12 protein-coding genes and 1 pseudogene are annotated in these 19,678 nt (G+C 44.4%); 6 read left to right on the top strand and 7 right to left on the bottom strand.

Annotated features, from left to right (window positions below):
• From AC5JM2_RS02215 to argC, 3 genes and pseudogenes are all read right to left on the bottom strand, one after another.
• Nucleotides 1-192, bottom strand: a 192-nt coding sequence (locus AC5JM2_RS02215) for a DUF2887 domain-containing protein (RefSeq protein ID WP_495833279.1), incomplete at its 3' end; no start/stop codon positions are given.
• A gap of 203 nt (nt 193-395) precedes the next feature.
• A pseudogene (locus AC5JM2_RS02210) lies at nt 396-659 on the bottom strand (Uma2 family endonuclease); the annotation flags it as partial.
• A 112-nt stretch (nt 660-771) separates the two neighbouring features.
• Nucleotides 772-1,830 carry an N-acetyl-gamma-glutamyl-phosphate reductase gene (gene argC / locus AC5JM2_RS02205; RefSeq protein WP_495833278.1) on the bottom strand — a complete coding sequence of 353 codons (1,059 nt, stop codon included), beginning with the start codon at nt 1,828-1,830 and terminating at the stop codon, nt 772-774.
• 240 nt (nt 1,831-2,070) lie between these two features.
• Between argC and ribBA the strand changes: the two genes are divergently transcribed.
• Entirely contained in the window at nt 2,071-3,753 is a 1,683-nt protein-coding gene (gene ribBA, locus AC5JM2_RS02200; RefSeq protein WP_495833277.1) for a bifunctional 3,4-dihydroxy-2-butanone-4-phosphate synthase/GTP cyclohydrolase II, read from the top strand.
• Nucleotides 3,754-3,840: 87 nt separating this feature from the next.
• Here ribBA and AC5JM2_RS02195 read toward each other — a convergent pair whose 3' ends face one another.
• Together AC5JM2_RS02195 and AC5JM2_RS02190 are read right to left on the bottom strand one after the other, a co-directional pair.
• A complete protein-coding gene (locus AC5JM2_RS02195) occupies nt 3,841-4,035 on the bottom strand; it encodes a hypothetical protein (RefSeq protein WP_495833276.1) in 195 nt (64 codons plus the stop codon).
• Between the two features lie 43 nt (nt 4,036-4,078).
• Nucleotides 4,079-5,986 (bottom strand): hypothetical protein, encoded by a 1,908-nt coding sequence (locus tag AC5JM2_RS02190; RefSeq protein WP_495833275.1) that lies wholly within the window; start codon nt 5,984-5,986, stop codon nt 4,079-4,081.
• A 317-nt stretch (nt 5,987-6,303) separates the two neighbouring features.
• On the opposite strand from AC5JM2_RS02190, the gene metH reads away from it, so the two are divergent.
• Together metH and AC5JM2_RS02180 are read left to right on the top strand one after the other, a co-directional pair.
• The gene (gene metH, locus AC5JM2_RS02185; RefSeq protein ID WP_495833274.1) at nt 6,304-9,837 is read left to right on the top strand and encodes a methionine synthase; all 3,534 of its coding nucleotides are present in this window, start codon (nt 6,304-6,306) and stop codon (nt 9,835-9,837) included.
• A gap of 305 nt (nt 9,838-10,142) precedes the next feature.
• Complete coding sequence (locus AC5JM2_RS02180; protein ID WP_495833273.1) at nt 10,143-10,547, top strand: endonuclease domain-containing protein; 405 nt, start codon at nt 10,143-10,145, stop codon at nt 10,545-10,547.
• A gap of 224 nt (nt 10,548-10,771) precedes the next feature.
• On the opposite strand, the gene AC5JM2_RS02175 is transcribed toward AC5JM2_RS02180, so the two are convergent.
• The gene (locus AC5JM2_RS02175; RefSeq protein ID WP_495833272.1) at nt 10,772-13,300 is read right to left on the bottom strand and encodes a sugar phosphate nucleotidyltransferase; all 2,529 of its coding nucleotides are present in this window, start codon (nt 13,298-13,300) and stop codon (nt 10,772-10,774) included.
• Nucleotides 13,301-13,911: 611 nt separating this feature from the next.
• Here AC5JM2_RS02175 and AC5JM2_RS02170 point away from each other — a divergent pair.
• Nucleotides 13,912-15,081, top strand: coding sequence for a homocysteine biosynthesis protein (locus tag AC5JM2_RS02170; RefSeq protein ID WP_495833271.1), 1,170 nt, complete (start codon nt 13,912-13,914; stop codon nt 15,079-15,081).
• 222 nt (nt 15,082-15,303) lie between these two features.
• Here the strand turns inward: AC5JM2_RS02170 and patR are convergent, their stop codons facing one another.
• The gene (patR, locus tag AC5JM2_RS02165; protein ID WP_495833270.1) at nt 15,304-16,308 is read right to left on the bottom strand and encodes a heterocyst master regulator PatR; all 1,005 of its coding nucleotides are present in this window, start codon (nt 16,306-16,308) and stop codon (nt 15,304-15,306) included.
• Between the two features lie 376 nt (nt 16,309-16,684).
• Here patR and AC5JM2_RS02160 point away from each other — a divergent pair, with 376 nt between their 5' ends.
• A complete protein-coding gene (locus AC5JM2_RS02160; protein WP_495833269.1) occupies nt 16,685-17,542 on the top strand; it encodes a tetratricopeptide repeat protein in 858 nt (285 codons plus the stop codon).
• A 388-nt stretch (nt 17,543-17,930) separates the two neighbouring features.
• A partial coding sequence (locus AC5JM2_RS02155) for an nSTAND1 domain-containing NTPase (protein WP_495833268.1) occupies nt 17,931-19,678 on the top strand: 1,748 nt, incomplete at its 3' end.

Raw genomic sequence — 19,678 nt, 5'->3', positions numbered from 1 at the left:
TAGTCGAGGTTTTGGGATTGAGATATTTATCCTCTTTTTTTGGCGAAGGTATTGAATTCTAAAAGCTAATTGTTTGACTTCTTGTGAGGAAAATTGGTAAGCCTCCGCAAGTGATGGTGGTTGGTTAATCAGTTCAAAGAATGTGCTGGGAAAGCTTTGGAAGATGTGATAAAAGATGCTGTCGGTTTTCAAAGTGGTTTACAAGTACAGTTAATGAGTATAATTTATAGTTTTGGAAACGCTAAATTGTGTAATTATACTATTAATAGCTCGTAAGTGCCTCTGCTTATCGCTCCCACAAGGCGATCTGCCTCACGCTCATGCTGAGCGCTTTGCGCGTGAGGCAAGCGAAGCTATCGCCCAAACAATAGTTTGGTTTTTTCGCGCCGATCTAGTTAACTAAACACAACTTGTAAATCTAAAACAAACCCAGGTAAAACATCTTCTCCTGATAAGCTTGTTGGATTATTCAACACTTCCACTGGCTGTAAGGCGCGATAAATTTCTACTTTTTTATTTTTTGTATCAATTAACCAACCCAGACGCAATTCATTATCAATGTATTCTTGCATTTTTTTGCGTAGCGGTTCCATATTGTCACTTATGTAAGGTAATTCAATCGCAAAATCTGGACTCATGGATCGGAACCTCACCCTGCCCTGTCGGGCATCCCTCTCCTTATTAAGGAGAGGGAAAGATTTACCCGCAGGGTAAAGCGAGGGTGAGGTAAAAAGCGATCTGGTGTGTACACTGTAGCCCCCTCATCCCCAATTACGGATAAAAGCCCAACTTTGGCAACCCCAGTGTTTCATCCCAGCCCATGATGATATTGAGACACTGGATAGCTTGACCGGCCTGCCCTTTGATTAGGTTATCAATTACTGACATCACAATTGCACGCCCGGTACGGGGGTCAACTTCTATGCCAATGTAACAAAGGTTAGTGCCACAAGCCCATTTTGTTTGGGGATAAACGCCTGGTTCACAGACTTTCACCCAAAGAGAGTTACGGTAGAATGCTTTATAAATAGTAATTAAATCATCTCGGACTAAACCAGGGTCCCGTAGTGTTGCATAAACCGTTGCGAGCATACCGCGCACCATAGGAACAAGGTGTGGTGTAAATTGGATGGTGACTTCGTGTCCTGCTAAATCACTACAAATCTGCTCGATTTCTGGGGTGTGGCGGTGACGGACAACATTATAAGGTGTTAAGGAGTTGTCTGCTTCGGCAAGCAACATATTAACTTTCGCTTGACGTCCACCGCCAGAAGTGCCTGACTTGGCGTCAACAATAGCTGTTTCTGGCACAATTAGCCCTTGCTTGAGGAGTGGTGAAAGTGCCAAGAGGCTAGCGGTGGGATAGCAACCAGGACAAGCAATCAGCTGGGCTTCTGCAATGCGATCGCGATACAGTTCTGGTAATCCATAAACTGCTGTCGCTGCTATTGCAAGATCTGTTCTTTGGGCACCATACCAGTTTGTATAAGTTGTCAAATTCCTAAAGCGATAGTCTGCACTCAAATCTAGTACTATCAATCCTTTGTCCAACAATTGCGGAGCGATTTTGTAAGCCAAACCATTTGGTAGAGAAAGAAACACTACCTCACAACGTGTCGCAATGTTTTGTGGATCTATAGCTTCTATCGGTTGGTTAACTATGTGAGCTAGATGTGGGTAGAGATCCGCAAACGATTTTCCCACGCTACTCTCCCCACCTAAGTAAACGAGTTCGACTTCTGGATGATCCATGAGTAGTCGTACTAACTGCACTCCGCCGTAGCCTGACGCGCCAATAATCCCAACTTTTACGCGTCTAGAATTGCCCATAACTACTAAATCCTTTTTAAATATAGAGACTTGTCTTTAGCAGAAGCATTCTGCTAAAGACTTATTACTGTTTCATTGTTGCTGCACACTAGCTTAGAGAATCCAACGGTCTTGTGTGGGTATTTATCGGTATGTTATCGAATCTTGGCTGCGATGGCTTCCTATTGTGTCCAGAAGAGCTACAATCAGAAGACAAGCATTTGTTACAAAAAATTTACATCTGATCGCTGGAATTCCTCTGTGTCGCAGCTTAACACGACTTCAAACCAAACCTTTGAATTTGATTCGATTGATGCCGCCTTGGCTGACTTGAAAGCTGGTCACCAGATTGTGGTGGTAGATGATGAAAATCGAGAAAATGAAGGCGATTTGATTTGTGCTGCCCAATTTGCTACTCCTGACATTATTAATTTCATGGCGGTGGAAGCCAGGGGACTGATTTGTTTGGCAATGAGTGGCGATCGCCTAGATGAATTAGACTTACCATTGATGGTGAGCAACATCACCGACACCAACCAAACGGCTTTCACAGTCAGCATTGACGCCGGTCCTCACTTAGGGGTAAGCACTGGCATTTCCGCAGAAGACCGCGCCCGCACAATCCAAGTTGCGATCAACCCAGGAACCAAACCTGTAGATTTACGCCGTCCCGGTCATATTTTCCCCATTCGCGCAAAGGAAGGAGGCGTACTCAAACGGGCAGGACATACCGAAGCCGCTGTTGACTTAGCTCGATTAGCTGGATTATATCCTGCTGGCGTTATTTGTGAGATTCAAAACCCCAACGGTTCGATGGCGCGGCTATCTGAGTTAATGCAGTATGCCAAGCATCACAATCTAAAAATTATCAGCATCGCGGATTTAATCAGTTACCGCCTCCAGCACGACCGCCTGATCAGGCGCGAAACTATTGCTGAGTTACCCACCCAGTTTGGTCATTTCCAAATTTACGCTTATCGCCATACTCTGGATGATACAGAACACGTTGCTGTTGTCAAGGGTAATCCTGCTGATTTTGGAGAGAATCCAGTTATGGTGCGGATGCATTCCGAATGCCTGACTGGAGATGCTTTGGGTTCTTTACGCTGCGACTGTCGGATGCAGTTACAAGCAGCACTGAAAATGCTTGAGAATGCAGGGCAAGGTGTCGTTGTTTACCTGCGGCAAGAAGGACGGGGAATTGGGCTGGTTAATAAATTGAAAGCTTACTCGTTGCAGGATATGGGACTAGATACCGTAGAAGCGAATGAGCGTTTGGGATTCCCCGCCGATTTGCGAGACTACGGTATGGGAGCACAAATGCTCATGGATTTGGGAGTTCATAAGATTCGCTTGATTACCAACAATCCCCGTAAGATTGCAGGGTTAAAAGGTTATAAGTTAGAAGTTGTGGATCGCGTGCCATTGTTGATTGAGGCAAACGACTACAATTCTTATTACCTTAAAACCAAGGCGAAAAAACTGGGTCATATGCTGTTACAGACTTTTCTGTTAACAGTGGCGATAAATTGGCAAGATGATCCCGAAGCGGTGACGGAACGCTACGAACGCTTAGAGAAACTGCGACATTTAGCGAAAAGTCATGACTTATTGTTACAGGAAGAAGCACGTCCACTGGCGATCGCCCTGTTTAATCAGCCATCCTTAATAGTACACTTAGGTTTTGACCAAGCGAACGTTGCAACAGATGATTGGTATAAGCACAAAGGTCATCCTTACGCGCAAGCAGTTAGCCAAATTTTGGATGAACTTGTCGCTTTGCCTTATATCCAAAAGCTAGAATTTTTGATTTCGCCTGGTGTTGATCCTCTGAGTAACTTACAAGTGCAATTGGATCGGCAGACGTTCCGTGTGGGGACATTACCTTCGTCTATTTGTTGTGAGCAGTTGGGGACACAGAAGATTTATAGTTTTGAAAAATAGTCAATGCCCTTCGGGTGCGGGTGTAAGGGTGTAGGGGTGTAGGGGAGCCAGTACTGTTCGCGTTCGCGTAGCGTGTCCCCTTGGGACTCAGCGTGTCCGAAGGACATAGGAGGGTTTCCCGACAGAGGTATCTGGCGTGTGTAGGGGAACCCCATCAATGCGAGCGTTAGCGCAGCGTGCCCGGAGGGCATAGTGAAGCAATCCCAAACGCTTGCGATCGCTACCCTGCACCGAAGCTCTCCAGGCGTCTACGTTACACTGCGTTCCACTCGCTACGAACATAGTTACGTTTAATTATGTCCACTTACTTATTTGGTTGAATAGCTCATTTCTCGCCTTGTTGAATAAGGCTTTTCACCTCTGAAGACTTCACCGCACTAAAGCCAACGACACTAAAGCCAACGAGCATCAAGCTAATAGTTCCCAGTAAAATCCAAGTTTCTTTAGGAAGTGTCTTTCTTCGATTGGAAATGGTTTTTTTTATCTTTTTTAAACGAAGTGTTGGTGGAGGTAATTGGCTTTGGATACTTTTCATCATTTGTGAAAGTGGGGGAGGCTGTTTCTCCAATTCTTGATTCACCCAATTCAAAGAAAAAACAGATTGGTAAATACGATTAGAAACTTTTAGCGTCTTTTCCTGTTTGACAACTAATCCCAAATTCAGCAGTTCTGTTTGTGCGGGATTGTTATTCACTACCACTTCTTTATGCTGCAAGATTTGCTGATATAGCTGCAACAGTGACAAAGGCTGACACTGCTGATTTTTCAGAATTCCATTGCTAATTCCCTCCAAATGCTCAGACGCCACTTGAATTTCCCAGTTGTCAATTAGGCGGGTTTGTACTAGTTGCTCTACTCTGACAGCTTCTTGATTAACGGGAATAAAACCTTGTGAGTTAGCGAGTAATTGAGAAAGTTTTTGGGTGAGAAACAGTTGACCACTTGTCCATAACAACACCTCTTCCAGTAAGACATACGGGCGGCTGGCTTTTTCATCTAATTTGAAGAATTTGATTCTGCTGCGGTTGATATCTAAACGTATTATTTCCCGATTCACCCAACTTAAAGAAAAAATAGATTGGTAAATGCGGTTAGAAACTTTTAGCGTGTTTTCCTGTTCCACAACCAATCCTAAATTTAACAATTCTGTTTTGACAAAACTGTCTTCAACAGAGATGTTTCCCTGGTGTAATATTTGTTGATAAAGTTTCAGGAGTGAAAAATGATTGCATTTTTTATTTTCCAGAAGACCATAGCGAATCGCCTTGAGATGCTCAGACGCAATTTGAGTTTCCCAATGATCAATAAAACGGGTTTGCACGAGCACATCGACTGTGAATCCTTCCTCACCAAAGGGAACAAAAGTTTCGGAATCAGCTAGTAATTGACATAACTTTTGGGTGAGAAACGGTTGACCACTTGTCCATGAAAAAACCTCCTCCAGCAAAATATCCGGACGACTAGCTTTTTGATCTAAATTGAATAATTTGATGATGCTGCGACTCAAAGGTCTTGTATGTACTCTGTGATCAACAACAGATGACTTGTCCTCTTCCAAAAACGTTTCTACTTGTCTGAGACTGTCATTAATACTCACTGGGCTGGGCTGTGTGAAGTCTTCAATTTGGAATTTTGTATTTTGCCCAAAGTTGAGCGAGTCGAGTCGTGAGGCAGCGCGGACGCCAGGAGGAGCCAGTTTAGGGTCTTCCTTACTTGGATAAGAGCGTTGGTTTTCCGACAGAGCAAACTTTCCAAGACGAATTTTGAATTCCCCCAAGGATCTGACTCTCCCGTTACGGACTTCAACTGAGTGTTCTGCCTGCTGTAAAATTTTTTCAGGGCGCTGTGCAACAGGAGCAATATGCTCTAGAAAAAAGTTGATTGTAGTTGGCTTAAGCCAACCTTTGTGGACAGCCAATTCCCCAAATCTAAGTCCCATCTGTTTTTGTTCACACAGAATAGTCTTGACTTGATACTCATCCAACAGCCCTGCTTTTTTGAGATACTCACCCAAGGGTTGTTTAGATTTTTGCTTTAGCAAATCTGACCACTTCTGGGCAAAAAAATCAGCCGTTTCTTGTTTGATCCATCCTTGTAAGGCTAAAATTTCCCCTAGCCGCATATTGTTATTTTGGATCTGCTCTTGCAAAGCGAACTCTATCTGTGCAATTGAAATTAGGTCAGCCAGCTGTAAAATTTCACCTAGCGGTTTAATACAAAAGATTTCAGACATGAGCATGTGAAAGTAGGTCAGTAAATAATTACTTAACTAGGAGTTACGAGAAAATTCCGCCAACTTTGTCAAAAATTTAGCAATCAAGTTTTCATGACTAGTGTTTATAAAGTAGCGCCGTCAAGAACTAGGGGTGTAAGGGTGTAAGGGTGTAAGGGGGTAGGGGAAAGAAAGCAATTCACGGTTACTTTTCTCCTCACCTATACGCCAACACCCTTACACCCCTCATTATTCACACTTCAGAAGTACTAAAAATTCGAGAAAATAGTATGTACAGTTAAATATTTCCAGACTAACCCAATTTTCTGTTGGAGAATATGACCTCTACTTTCTTAGAACACTTGCATAGTCCCACACGCCCAGTCATCGTCTTCGACGGTGCAATGGGAACTAACTTGCAAACACAAAACCTGACTGCTGAAGATTTCGGTGGTCCTCAATACGAAGGTTGTAACGAGTACCTCGTTTACACCAAGCCAGAAGCAGTCGCAAAAGTTCATGGGGACTTTCTCGCCGCAGGTGCAGATGTGATTGAAACGGATACTTTTGGCGGTGCGTCGATTGTTTTAGCCGAATACGACTTGGCGGACAAGGCGTATGATCTGAATAAGACAGCAGCAGAACTCGCAAAGCGGGTTGCTGCAGAATTTTCTACTCCCGAAAAACCCCGGTTTGTTGCGGGTTCTATAGGACCAACTACGAAACTACCAACTTTGGGACATATCGACTTTGACACCCTAAAAGCTTCCTTCGCCGAACAAGCGGAAGGACTTTTTGATGGTGGAGTCGATTTATTCATCGTTGAAACTTGCCAAGATGTGCTGCAAATCAAAGCGGCGTTGAATGCAATTGAAGAAGTTTTTGCGAAGAAAGGCGATCGCCGCCCGCTCATGGTCTCTGTCACAATGGAAACTATGGGCACAATGCTGGTTGGGACGGAAATCAACGCTGTCTTAACAATTCTCGAACCCTACCCAATTGATATTCTCGGTCTGAACTGTGCCACAGGTCCAGACTTGATGAAACCACATATCAAATACCTCTCAGAACATTCATCCTTCGTAGTTTCCTGTATTCCCAACGCGGGTTTACCTGAGAACGTTGGCGGTCAAGCTCATTACCACTTGACACCGATGGAATTACGGATGTCATTAATGCATTTTGTTGAAGATTTGGGTGTCCAAGTGATAGGGGGTTGCTGTGGGACACGTCCAGGACACATTCAACAATTAGCAGAAATTGCCAAAGAGTTGACGCCAAAAGTCAGACATCCTGAACTTGAACCAGCAGCGGCGTCAATATACAACACCCAACCTTACGAGCAAGACAATTCATTCTTAATTATCGGCGAACGCCTCAACGCCAGTGGTTCCAAAAAATGTCGCGAGTTACTCAATGCGGAAGATTGGGATGGACTGGTGTCAATGGCGAGGGCGCAAGTTAAGGAAGGCGCACATATTCTTGATGTCAACGTTGACTATGTAGGACGTGACGGTGTGCATGATATGCACGAGGTGGTTTCACGTCTGGTCAATAATGTGACACTTCCATTGATGCTTGACTCCACCGAATGGGAAAAGATGGAGGCGGGACTGAAAGTTGCTGGTGGTAAGTGTTTATTGAACTCCACCAACTATGAAGATGGAGAACCGCGTTTCTTGAAGGTGTTAGAACTGGCGAAGAAATACGGTGCAGGTGTTGTGATTGGTACAATCGATGAAGATGGCATGGCACGGACAGCAGACAAAAAGTTTGCGATCGCCCAACGTGCCTACCGTCAAGCTGTTGAGTATGGAATTCCACCTACAGAAATCTTTTTTGATACTCTTGCTCTACCGATTTCCACAGGGATTGAAGAAGACCGCGCTAACGGTAAAGCAACAATTGAAGCCATCCGCCGGATTCGTCAAGAATTGCCTGGATCTCATGTCATCTTAGGCGTTTCCAATATCTCCTTTGGTCTTAGCCCTGCATCACGTATCGTCCTCAACTCCATGTTCTTACACGAGGCGATGACTGCTGGTATGGATGCGGCAATTGTCAGTGCTAACAAAATTTTACCACTGTCGCGGATTGAGGAACGCCATCAAGAAGTCTGTCACCAATTGATTTACGATCAGCGCAAATTTGAAGGAAATGTCTGCATTTATGACCCCTTAACAGAACTGACGAAGTTATTTGAAGGGGTGACGACGAAACGCGACAAAGGCGTTGACGAAAATCTACCCATTGAAGAACGTCTCAAGCGCCACATCATTGACGGCGAACGCATTGGTTTAGAAGAACAACTCACCAAAGCTTTAGAAAAATATCCTCCGCTGCATATTATCAACACCTTCCTGTTGGATGGGATGAAAGTTGTCGGTGAGTTGTTCGGTTCTGGACAAATGCAGCTTCCCTTCGTATTGCAGTCAGCGGAAACCATGAAAGCAGCGGTGGCTTACCTAGAACCTTTCATGGAAAAGTCAGAAGCTGGTAACAATGCTAAGGGTACATTCATCATTGCTACGGTGAAAGGCGATGTTCACGACATTGGTAAGAACTTAGTTGATATCATCTTGTCGAACAACGGGTACAAGGTGGTTAACTTAGGAATTAAGCAGCCAGTAGAGAACATTATTAATGCATACGAACAGCACAAAGCTGATTGTATTGCTATGAGTGGTTTGTTGGTGAAATCCACTGCTTTTATGAAAGAGAATTTGGAGGTGTTCAACGAAAAGGGAATCACCGTCCCTGTGATTTTAGGTGGTGCTGCGCTGACACCCAAGTTTGTTGATCAAGATTGCCAAAATACTTACAAAGGTAAAGTGGTTTACGGCAAAGATGCGTTTTCTGATTTGCACTTCATGGATAAGTTAATGCCAGCCAAGGGTGCTAGTCAATGGGATGATTTGCGGGGATTTTTGAATGAATCTCCTCAAACAACCCAAGTGTCAGCAAATGGTAACAAACAGCCTGTAGCCCAGACGGCTGAAGAAAAATCTCCTGAACCAAAAGTAGTGGATACCCGTCGTTCTGAAGCTGTGGCGGTGGATATTGAACGTCCAACCCCACCTTTCTGGGGAACGAAGATACTCCAGCCAGAAGAGATTCCTTTTGAGGAGATTTTCTGGCATTTAGATTTACAAGCTTTGATTGCAGGACAATGGCAATTCCGCAAGCCGAAAGAGCAATCTAAGGAGGAGTATCAAGCTTTCTTGAATGAGAAAGTGTATCCGATTTTGGAGGATTTGAAGCAGCAAGTTATACAGGAGAATTTGCTTCATCCGCAGGTCGTTTATGGGTATTTTCCTTGTCAGGCTGAGGGGAATACTTTGTATATTTATGAAACGAACCGCACAGACGCCAAGGAAATAGGAAAGTTTGAGTTTCCACGCCAAAGGTCGTTGAGGAGGCTGTGTATTGCAGATTTCTTTGCGCCGAAGGAGTCGGGAATTATTGACGTGTTCCCGATGCACGCGGTAACGGTTGGGCATATTGCCACAGAGTACGCTCAAAAGTTGTTTGCAGATAACAAGTACACAGATTATCTGTATTTCCACGGTTTTGCAGTGCAGATAGCTGAGGCGCTGGCGGAGTGGACACACGCCCGCATTCGTCGCGAGTTGGGTTTTGTGGCTCAGGAACCGGATAATATTCGGGATATCTTGGCACAGAGATATCAGGGTTCGCGGTATAGTTTTGGGTATCCGGCTTGTCCGAATATTCAGGATCAATACAAGCAGCTGGAGTTGTTAGGGGCAGAACGTATTGACTTGCACATGGATGAAAGTGAACAGCTTTATCCTGAACAGTCTACAACTGCGATTGTCACTTATCACCCAGTAGCTAAATACTTTAGCGCGTAACCTATTCCCCTTCCCCTCTCCTTTATAAGGAGAGGGGTGCCCGTAGGGCGGGGTGAGGTTACTAACCAGAGGAGTACGGTGAAGCGCGGGCTGAGGTTATTATGTTGTAGCGTTTTACCTCTTCCCCTCTCCTTTATAAGGAGAGGGGTGCCCGAAGGGCGGGGTGAGGTTACTAACCAGAGGAGTACGGTGAAGCGCGGGCTGAAGTTATTATATTGTGGCGTTTTACCTCACCCTAACCCTCTCCTTATAAAGGAGAGGGAACCGGAATAAAGGAGAGGGAACTGGAAAGAAATAAGCTTTTTTTGTATAAATTTAAAAATATTGAAGTGAAAATGACTCAACTTTATAACAAAGATAGTGAAAAAGATAAAAGGCGACTATTGCGCCAAAATATTACAAAAGCCGAGAAACTTATTTGGGATAAACTTAGAGATAGGCAACTTGAAAACTGCAAATTTCGCAGACAATATAGTGTAGATAAGTTTGTTATAGATTTTTACAGTCCTGAGTTGAGGCTAGCTATAGAAATTGACGGTGGAAGCCATTTTGAAAATGGTGCTGCTGAATACGATAAGGCAAGACAAGAGTTGATTGAATCAGCAGGAATTAATTTTATTAGATTTACAAATAATGATGTGTATGGAAATTTGTCTGGGGTGTTAGAAAGTATTGCTGAGAAGATAAGAGAGTTAACTCATCAGGTTTAGACCTTCTAACATTGGCAACACATCTAATCCAGTCAACAAATCCGGCAAGCGATCGCTCCTTTGCAGATCGCGATGAGAAAATAGAAACTCACGTAGTAGCGTTTGATTTGTTTCATTTTCCTATCTCCTTGACAAATCCTGTTTTTTGTTAACTTGTCATGAGTTGCGCAGGAGTGAACACAAATGACTAATGACTAGGAGCCATAAGTCACTTGTGTCATTAATTACACTTCACCAATAGCTTGTTCTACTTCTGTTTCAACAAACGCCTGCACGCGAGCACGGTATTGTCTTAATGATTCATCTACCCAATCGCGATCGTTAGCGTTTGCGTACAAATGGACTACAGGCTCACTTGCATCTGGCAACACTAACACCCAACTGTCATCATACGGTTGACAAATTTTCACTCCATCAATTAACTCCAAGTTTTCAGCTGGGTGAGTTTCCACCAAGTAGCGCATCAGCGCTCCTTTGACAGTCCAAGGGCAACGTACTGTGTATGTTTTGTGAACCACACGGGGCAATTCTGACCGCACAGAGGCAAGAGAGCGCTCTTGTATCGTCAGCATCTCAATCAGTTTGGCAGCGCAGAACATAGCATCAAATCCAGGATGCAATTGCGGCACAATAAAGCCAGTGTCGCCATTACCACCCAATACTACATTGGAATTTTTCTGACAAGTTTCCATTAATGCTGTAGGATTTGCCTTTGTGCGAATGACCTTACCATCATGGCGACGAGCAATTTGTTCTACCGCACTAGAAGCATTAACTGGCACCACGACTGTTCCTCTGGGGTGAGCAGTTAACATCATGTCTACCATCAGCGCTGTTAACATTTCCCCACGAATAGGAATGCCAGATTCATCAACCAGAATGAGTTGTTCTCCATTCGCGGAAATCTGAACACCAAAGTTCGCTTTCAACACCTCCACCACTTGACCAAGCTGAGTCAAAAGTGCTTCGCGCTCAATTGCTGACATAGTTGCTTTATTGAGACTTGCATTCAACACCACTGCATCAGCCCCAAACTTATCTAGCATTTGGGGTAACACAGCTCCAGATACTGCATAAACGTAATCAATGACGACTTTTGCTCGACTGTTGCGAATACTATCAATATGCAATAGCTTCTCAAAAGCGGTACAGTATCGATCCATCACCTGACTGGGGTAAGCAACATCACCAATTTCATGAATTTGCGCCCGGCGCATATCTTCTTTGAAGTACGCTCCTTCGATTTTCTTTTCTGCGGATTTGGTGATATTAATTCCCTTAGCATCCATAAACTCAATCAGGATGTAGTCGGGGCGATCTGGATGCATTCGCACATGAATTCCACCACTGACGCTCATGGTAGGTATCACTGTACGAGCTATTGGAATAGCTGTGGCATCTAGGTTCTGAATCTCGATACCTACTGACATCAAACCAGCAATTAACGAGCGAGTGACCATACGAGAGACATTGCGTTGGTCACGAGAAACTGTTACCTGAGAACCTGGTTTCAAGGTTGAACCGTATGCAGATCCCAACTTCACTGCAAATTCTGGGGTGATGTCAATATTGGCTAGCCCTTGGACGCCTCGTTGCCCAAATAAATTACGTTGTGCAGTGTTACCCCAAATCAAATTAATATTTAAAATTGCCCCAGACTCAATCTTTTTACTGGGCCAAACACGCACAAATGGGCTAATTTGCGCTTCTTCTCCTACAGTAGAAAGCGAACCAACCACAGCACCTTCTAAGACATGGGCACGGCGGTCTACACGTGCACCACGGCAAATGACACAAGCAGTCAGTTGTGCCTCGTCGCCAATGATCGCTCCATTCCAAACAATCGGACGCTTGAGATTGGCGTCAGAACCAATAGTGATATTATCCCCAATAACGGTCCCGGCTTCAATATGTACTCTTGCCCCAATGCGGCAATTATCACCAATAACTGCTGGAGTATCAATCTTCGCAGCTGGGTCAATAAAAGTGTTTTGACCTACCCACAAGCCAGGAGAAACTTCGTTATAGTCAAAGTCCAGTTTGACTTTGTGATATAACCCATCGTACTGCGCTTCACGATAAGCATCTAAATGACCGACATCAAACCAATAACCTTCGGCAATGTAACCGTACATTGGCTCATTCTTTTCCAGTAGCAACGGAAACAAATCTTTAGAAAAGTCGGATTCTTGGTTTGCTGGCAGGTATTCCAAAACTTCTGGTTCCAGAATGTATGTACCAGTGTTAACAGTGTCGGAGAAAATTTCACTCGTAGAAGGTTTTTCTAAAAATCTACGAATCCGACTTTCTTGATCAGTAATCACTACCCCAAACTCTACCGGGTTGGGGACACGGGTTAAAACTAAAGTTGCTTTTGACTTCTTTTGTTTATGATATTCAATTGCTGCTGTCAGGTCGAAATCTGTGATACTATCGCCGCTGATGACTAAAAAGGTGTCGTCAAGAAGTTCGGCAATATTTTTCACGCACCCCGCAGTACCTAAGGGCTGATCTTCTTCTACGGCATAGGTCATTTGTACGCCAAAGTCACTGCCATCTTGGAAGTAATCTCGCATGACATCGGGTAAATAATGAAGTGTGGCAACCACTTCTGTTATTTGATGCCGTTTGAGAAGATTGATAATATGTTCGGCAATGGGTCGATTTAGGATAGGCACCATTGGTTTGGGCAGATCACAAGTCAGTGGACGCAGCCGCGTTCCTGAACCACCTGCCATCAGTACTGCACGCATAAATCCTCCTTATCTATTTGCACCACTTGCTGCCTTAAGATTCATAAGACCAACTTTATTTTCTCTAGTCTCCTATGAATTTTGGAGTTTGGGGAACCTTCCCAAGATGCATATGATCACGACTAAGAATATCTACTCGACACACTAGCTTGTTTCTTTGTACAAAATCAAGAAGGAAAACGGATGGAAAGTCAAACAACAAAAGTAAACCAGTGCTTGACTAGTAGTCCACAGGCTACAGAAGCGATCGCGTTGGCGAGTCAGAAAGTAACAGTCGAGTTTCGGTGCGCCCCCTTAACTTCAGCAATGACCAACAGTCTGTCAAGAAACACAGGGTGTAGGGGTGTAGGGGTGTAAGGGAAAAAGGTGTTTCTTTCATTCGTTGCGAGCGTGTAATCGCGCCCCTTGGGCGCTCACATCTGGGATCAACCAGCATACCCGTAAGGATGGTCTCAAATCAGTGGTGGATCTAAGCCCCTTACACCCTTACACCCTCATACCCTTACACCCCTGATTGTTGACTTCCCTTGTCTTCTCATCTCAACAAGCTGTTACTAAATACTCATAAAGCAGCAATCCTGTTATAGCTCTGTTAATTAGCTACTATTAATATGCGAACAATTGCGGAGATAAATCACAAAATCAGTCACAAACAGGCGGTAGTGCTAACTGCTGAAGAATTAAAGGCAAGAGTTGTAGAAGTAGGTGTAGCCAAAGTTGCTAAAGAAGTTGATGTCATTACCACTGGCACTTTTGAGCCAATGGAATCTAGTGGTGCAATTATTAACCTAGGACATACTGACCCGCCGATCAAAATTCGCCGTTGCTGGTTAGATGGTGTTCCGGCATACTCTGGTTTTGGAGCTGTAGATTTATACTTGGGTGCAAGTTGCGCGGTGGAAGTGATGGACGGCGAAGAAGTTCGCGAACGAGGCGGCGGTCATGTTATTGAAGATTTGATAGCTGGTAAAACCGTACAAATTCGAGCACAAGGACAAGTGACAGATTGCTATCCCAGAGCCACTTTTGAAACCACTATTACACGTGAAACAATCAATCAGTTTTATTTATTCAATCCACGCAATCTTTATCAAAATTTTATAGTAGGTGTGAATGGGGGCGATCGCCCACTCTATACATACCTGGGTCCATTACAACCGCGTTTAGGCAATGCCGTTTACTCTAACCCTGGTGCTATCTCCCCTCTATTCAATGACCCAGATCTGCAACTGGTTGGAATTGGCACACGAATTTTCTTGGGAGGCGGTGTCGGTTATATTGCTTGGGAAGGCACTCAGCACTTTCCTTTACAAAAGCGGTTACCCAATCATACACCCATTGGACCAGCGGCAACTTTAGCTTTGATTGGTGATGCCAAGCAAATGGATGCTCGTTGGGTGCGTGGTTGTTACTTTAAAAGTTACGGTCCTTCTTTGATGTTGGGAGTAGGTGTACCACTGCCTGTGTTGAACGAAGAAGTTGTTGCAAGATGTGCAGTTCAAGATAAAGACTTAGTAGCCCCAATAGTAGACTTTTCCATTCCCCGGCGTGTTCGTCCTACCTTTGGTTTAGTCAGTTACGCCCAACTCAAATCTGGACGCATCAGCATAGAAGGCAGAACTGTGCGCGTTGCACCCCTTGCTAGTTTATTTCTTTCTAGGCAAGTTGCCGTGGAGTTGAAACAATCCATTTTATCGGGTGATTTTACTTTAACAGAGCCTGTTGCACCAATCGAGCTACAGCGATCTTTTCTTCCGCAAGACAGGTGGACGGAATTTTAAGAGGACAAGGGGAGGGAGTCATGAAGCAAGGGGGAAGGGGGCAGGGAGCAAGGGGGAATGTCTCCTTCCCCCTTGCTTTGTGGAGCAGAGCGGAACATGGGTATGAAGCCCCTTCTTCGGTGGACACTCGATCTTAAGCGGAGTACAAGCTCCGTCCCACTTTCTCCCCTGCTCCGGTGCTCCCTGCTCCTCTGCTTCATGACTCCCTTCCCCCTTGTCCTCTTACTCTTCCGGTGGCTTCAGACGCTTAACGGGCTTAGGTATGGGTTTTGAGGATATCGGTATTGACGCCGCACCCGTGTCGTCTGTTTTCCTTACTGGGCGTGGAATTTCGCCGTTGCGTGGTCTTGGAGGAAATGGTTTTTTTCCACTAGGACGACGACTTGCGCTACCATATCTTGTTTGTGGTGGTCTGCGCCTTTTGGGCAAATCAGCGATCGCCTCAGCGGTTTCTACTACTAATGAGTCAGTTTCGCGCTTGACTTGTAAATCCCAAAACTTACCCACTGCTCTAGCTTCAAGCTTACCTTTAATTTTCAACTTGAAATACTTTGGTTTGTCATCTTGTTTGCGCGCAGCTTGCTTAATTTTGATGACTAAGTGTTCAGCTTCATAAGACTGGTAAACAACCTCGCCACGAACAGAAAAATCACCATCTGGAACTTCTGATGAGGGGATGAGGGCGCTTGATGAATTATTCCTGGCGGGTATTGGCAAATCTTCTTGTGAAGCCGAATCTTGCTTTTCATTGGCTACTTGATGTTTCGCCAAGTTTTCCGGCTCCCAAACTCCGACAATTTGTATATGTAGTTTGTCGTTTTCTTGCCGAGTGCGCGGATAAACAACCCACAGATGCTCTTTTTCCAAGTCCAAATGATTTTTGACTAAGCTCATAATCCGACCCAGAAGGACGGCTTCGAGTTGTGTACCATCTGTAGTTACTATTGAACCTTGAGTAAATTGTTCGCTACTATTGGCAACGTAGCGACCCCGCACTAAGCCAATCGCTCGATACTGCATTGGTTCGCTGGGATCTGCAATCGGCTGTTGCCGGTTTTCTAAGTTCTGATCATTAGCAGTCTCACTAGAGATCACAGGTGAATTTTTTTCTGGAAAAGCAGGAGTTGCTGCATCGATACTCATTGCAGCGGTGTCTTTGCTTTCTAAAGCTTCTTTAGAAGCAGTTGAATTGGACGATTCAGGTAACGGCATCAGGTCGGAATTCATAAAAACTCCTTGTGGCGGAGACACATCCCAATTGTGGGATTTTACAAAGGCAGCTGAAAAGAGCGTTTGTGCGGCGCTTGTAAGTATATTTCCTTGCAAGACACCCACGTCTTAACGCTCTGTGCAATACTAAAGACGCAAAACTTTACATACACACCCTAAATCTGTAATTTAGCGTTTTTATGTTAGTTTCGGAAGCATATTATGGCTACAATTTCAGACAATCCCTCCTAAAATGAACAATTACATGAAATGCGGATATTGCTTTTTGTTATAAAATTCACAAACAATTCGTGGGTTTCCGCAAAATTTTTTAAATTTTTAACTTTCATTTTTTCTGTCAACGATAATCCCATTAGAATTTAAGGATGGTTTTGTGTCTCAACCTCGGAAACACTGGGTCAATGTAGTGTTGGTGGTGGTACTTCTTGCTATTGTTGGAGGTTCGATGGTGCCAATCATTGGCGCGTTTAATGAAACGCAAAATTCAAGCCAGAAATCCACAAGCACCAGAAGTGTTTCACCTTCCTCTGATCTAAAATTGAAACTGGAAAATGACGCACAGGGTTATGCACAAGTTGTGCAGCGGGAACCAGAAAATCAAACGGCGCTGCGAAACTTGCTTGAGACTCGACTACAATTGCTAAGCTTGGGTGGAGGTGATGTCAAGAGCGTGATTTCACCTTTGGAAAAATTGGCGGCTCTCAATCCAGAAGAAACAAAATACGCAGTGTTATTGGCTCAAGCCAAGCAGCAAATTGGCGACAAGGAAGGAGCCGCTCAAGCTTATCGTTCTGTTTTACAAAAGAAACCTGGCAACCTTCAGGCTTTACAAGGTATGGTAGCCCTGGATCTGTCTGAAAAACGCCCAGAAGCGGCTATCACTTTGCTACAAGATACTCTCAAAACTGCAAGCACAGCGAATAAAACTCAGCCAGGAAGTGTGGATACAGTCGCTGTACAAGTGCTTTTAGGCAACGTATACGCCTCTCAAAAAAACTATACTCAAGCTAGCAGTGCTTACGACCAAGCAATAAGCAAGGATAAGCAGGATTTTCGTCCCGTCTTAGCCAAAGCAACGCTCTTGAAGGAACAAGGCAAAGCTGAGGAAGCAAAAACTTTGTTTACCCAAGCTGCGGCTTTAGCACCAAGCCAGTATAAAGACGAAATTAATAAACTCTCAAGCGAATCTGCTACTCCTGCTCCCACGCCGACATCAACGCCTAAGCAATAACTAGGGGTGTAGGGGTGTAGGGGTGTAGGGGTGTAGGGGCAAAACAAATTAAAAGTATCAAGTCAAAAGTCAAAATTAATACTTTTGATTTTTGATTTTTGACTTTTGACTTCCCTGAAAGGGCGGGGGCTTCGGTGAAGTTTTCCGTAATTACAGCTGTTTGTGCTGAAGTACTCCAATGGATGCATATGTTGATTTTACTGGCAACTATATATTAGGACTTACGCAGAAGAGATCCCCCAACCCCCTTAAAAAGGGGGCTTTTAAGATTCCCCCCTTTTCAAGGGGGGCTAGGGGGGATCGAGTTTTCGGGTTTTCAGTGCGTAAGTCCTGTATGTGTAATTTATAAAACCAGTACAAGCCGTCCAAAATTCATAAGTGAGGGAGGATGACAGAAGAAGACCGCAGTGCCAAAGTTGGAGGGAGTGCTGACAGTAGTGCCATTATTACTGGTGATAGCAATACTGCTACTATCACTATCACCAACTACTATTACCGTGAAAATAAAACAGTAATACCTGTTGAATATACTGATGCTACTGACGAAAATCTTCTCTGTCCCTATCGCGGTTTGTTTCACTTTGGTCCCGATGATGCGGAGTTTTTCTTTGGACGTGAGGTATTTGTAGAAGAACTATTCGCGGCGACTCAAAACCGTAATTTTATACCCGTGTTAGGTGCGTCGGGAAGCGGAAAATCTTCCGTGGTGTTGGCGGGATTGGTGCCAAAGCTGCAAAATGAAGGTCACTGGAAGTTTACCCATTTTCGTCCCGGTTCCGACCCTTTTTATGCTTTGGCTGAGTCCCTGGTTCCTCTATACACATCTGGCGATCCTACTATGCAGATTGCCCAAGCACGAGCATTAGCTAAGTATTTTCATGATAACAAGGTTACTCTTCCTGATATACTTTCCCATATTCAGCGTCAGCATCCCAATCATCGGTTGTTATTGATTGCGGATCAATTTGAAGAACTTTATACTTTGTGTGCGGATCAGAAAACTCGCCATAGTTTTCTAGACACCTTATTAGCGAGCTTTCAATCTTCCCCTGGCAAGACTAATGTGCTAGTTGCAACCATGCGGGCAGATTTCTTGGGGAATGCTCTGTCATATCCCGCTTTTGGAGATGTATTAAAAACTGATATCAAGCTCAGATCGATGAATCATGATGAACTTTCACAGGTGATTGCAAAGCCTGCTGAAAAGTTGGGGGTAACGTTTGAAGGGGGACTGGTGGAACGCATTTTGGATGATGTGGAAGATGAACCGGGGAATTTACCTCTTTTGGAGTTTGCGTTAACCCAATTGTGGAAGGAGCGAAAGGGTAAACAGTTAACTCATGCAGCTTATCAGCACATAGGTAAAGTACAAGGTGCCTTGGCTCGTCATGCAGATCAAAGTTATGGTAAGTTGATTGCAGTTCAGAAAGAACAGGTACGGCGGATTTTCATCCAATTAGTGTATCCGGGTGAAGACAGACCAGATACGCGACGAGTGGCGACGAAAGCCGAATTGGGTGAAGAACGCTGGAAATTGGTGACACAGTTGGCGGATGATCGATTAGTCGTCACCAGTCAAAATGCTGCTAACGAAGAAACTGTGGAAGTTGTTCATGAAGCGTTGATTCGTAATTGGGAACAACTGCGACAATGGATGAATGCAGACCGTAGCTTTCGCGCTTGGCAAGAAAGGCTGCGGTTCGCAATGCTGCAATGGCAAAAAATGCAACGGGATAAGGGGGCATTGTTGCGCGGTGCAGTGTTAACGGAAGCGGAAAAAAATCTGAAACAACGCCGAGAGGAACTGAGCGCAGGAGAGCAAGAATTTATTCAAGCTAGTATAGCACTGCGTCAACGTGGTAAGCAGGGAATTTACTTGAGTTTGGGGGGATTGGGAGTATCCTTATTGCTGGCAGTGGGGTTTTGGGGTTGGTTGAGTTATACAACTTTGGGGCAATTGACTCAAATTCGCTGGAACTTGACTGATGTGAGTCAGCGGACGAGTCCTGAGTCTCAATCAAAAGCGGCTGTCGCCTTTGTTAAGGATAAAAATTCTGCTCAAGCCGCTTCCTTGTTGGAAAAAGCACTCGCCACTGCCAACCAGATTCAGGATTCCCCTTACAAAGCCAATGCCTT

This window comes from Brasilonema angustatum (genome assembly GCF_059505445.1).
This window is presented reverse-complemented; position numbering and strand designations above follow the sequence as displayed.

Bases quoted from the DNA above. Each gene is read 5' to 3' on its own strand.
- argC (WP_495833278.1), bottom strand. From the start codon at position 1,830: ATGGGCAATTCTAGACGCGTAAAAGTTGGGATTATTGGCGCGTCAGGC.
- AC5JM2_RS02195 (WP_495833276.1), bottom strand. From the start codon at position 4,035: ATGTTCGTAGCGAGTGGAACGCAGTGTAACGTAGACGCCTGGAGAGCT.
- AC5JM2_RS02190 (WP_495833275.1), bottom strand. From the start codon at position 5,986: ATGTCTGAAATCTTTTGTATTAAACCGCTAGGTGAAATTTTACAGCTG.
- metH (WP_495833274.1), top strand. From the start codon at position 6,304: ATGACCTCTACTTTCTTAGAACACTTGCATAGTCCCACACGCCCAGTC.
- AC5JM2_RS02175 (WP_495833272.1), bottom strand. From the start codon at position 13,300: ATGCGTGCAGTACTGATGGCAGGTGGTTCAGGAACGCGGCTGCGTCCA.
- AC5JM2_RS02170 (WP_495833271.1), top strand. From the start codon at position 13,912: ATGCGAACAATTGCGGAGATAAATCACAAAATCAGTCACAAACAGGCG.
- patR (WP_495833270.1), bottom strand. From the start codon at position 16,308: ATGAATTCCGACCTGATGCCGTTACCTGAATCGTCCAATTCAACTGCT.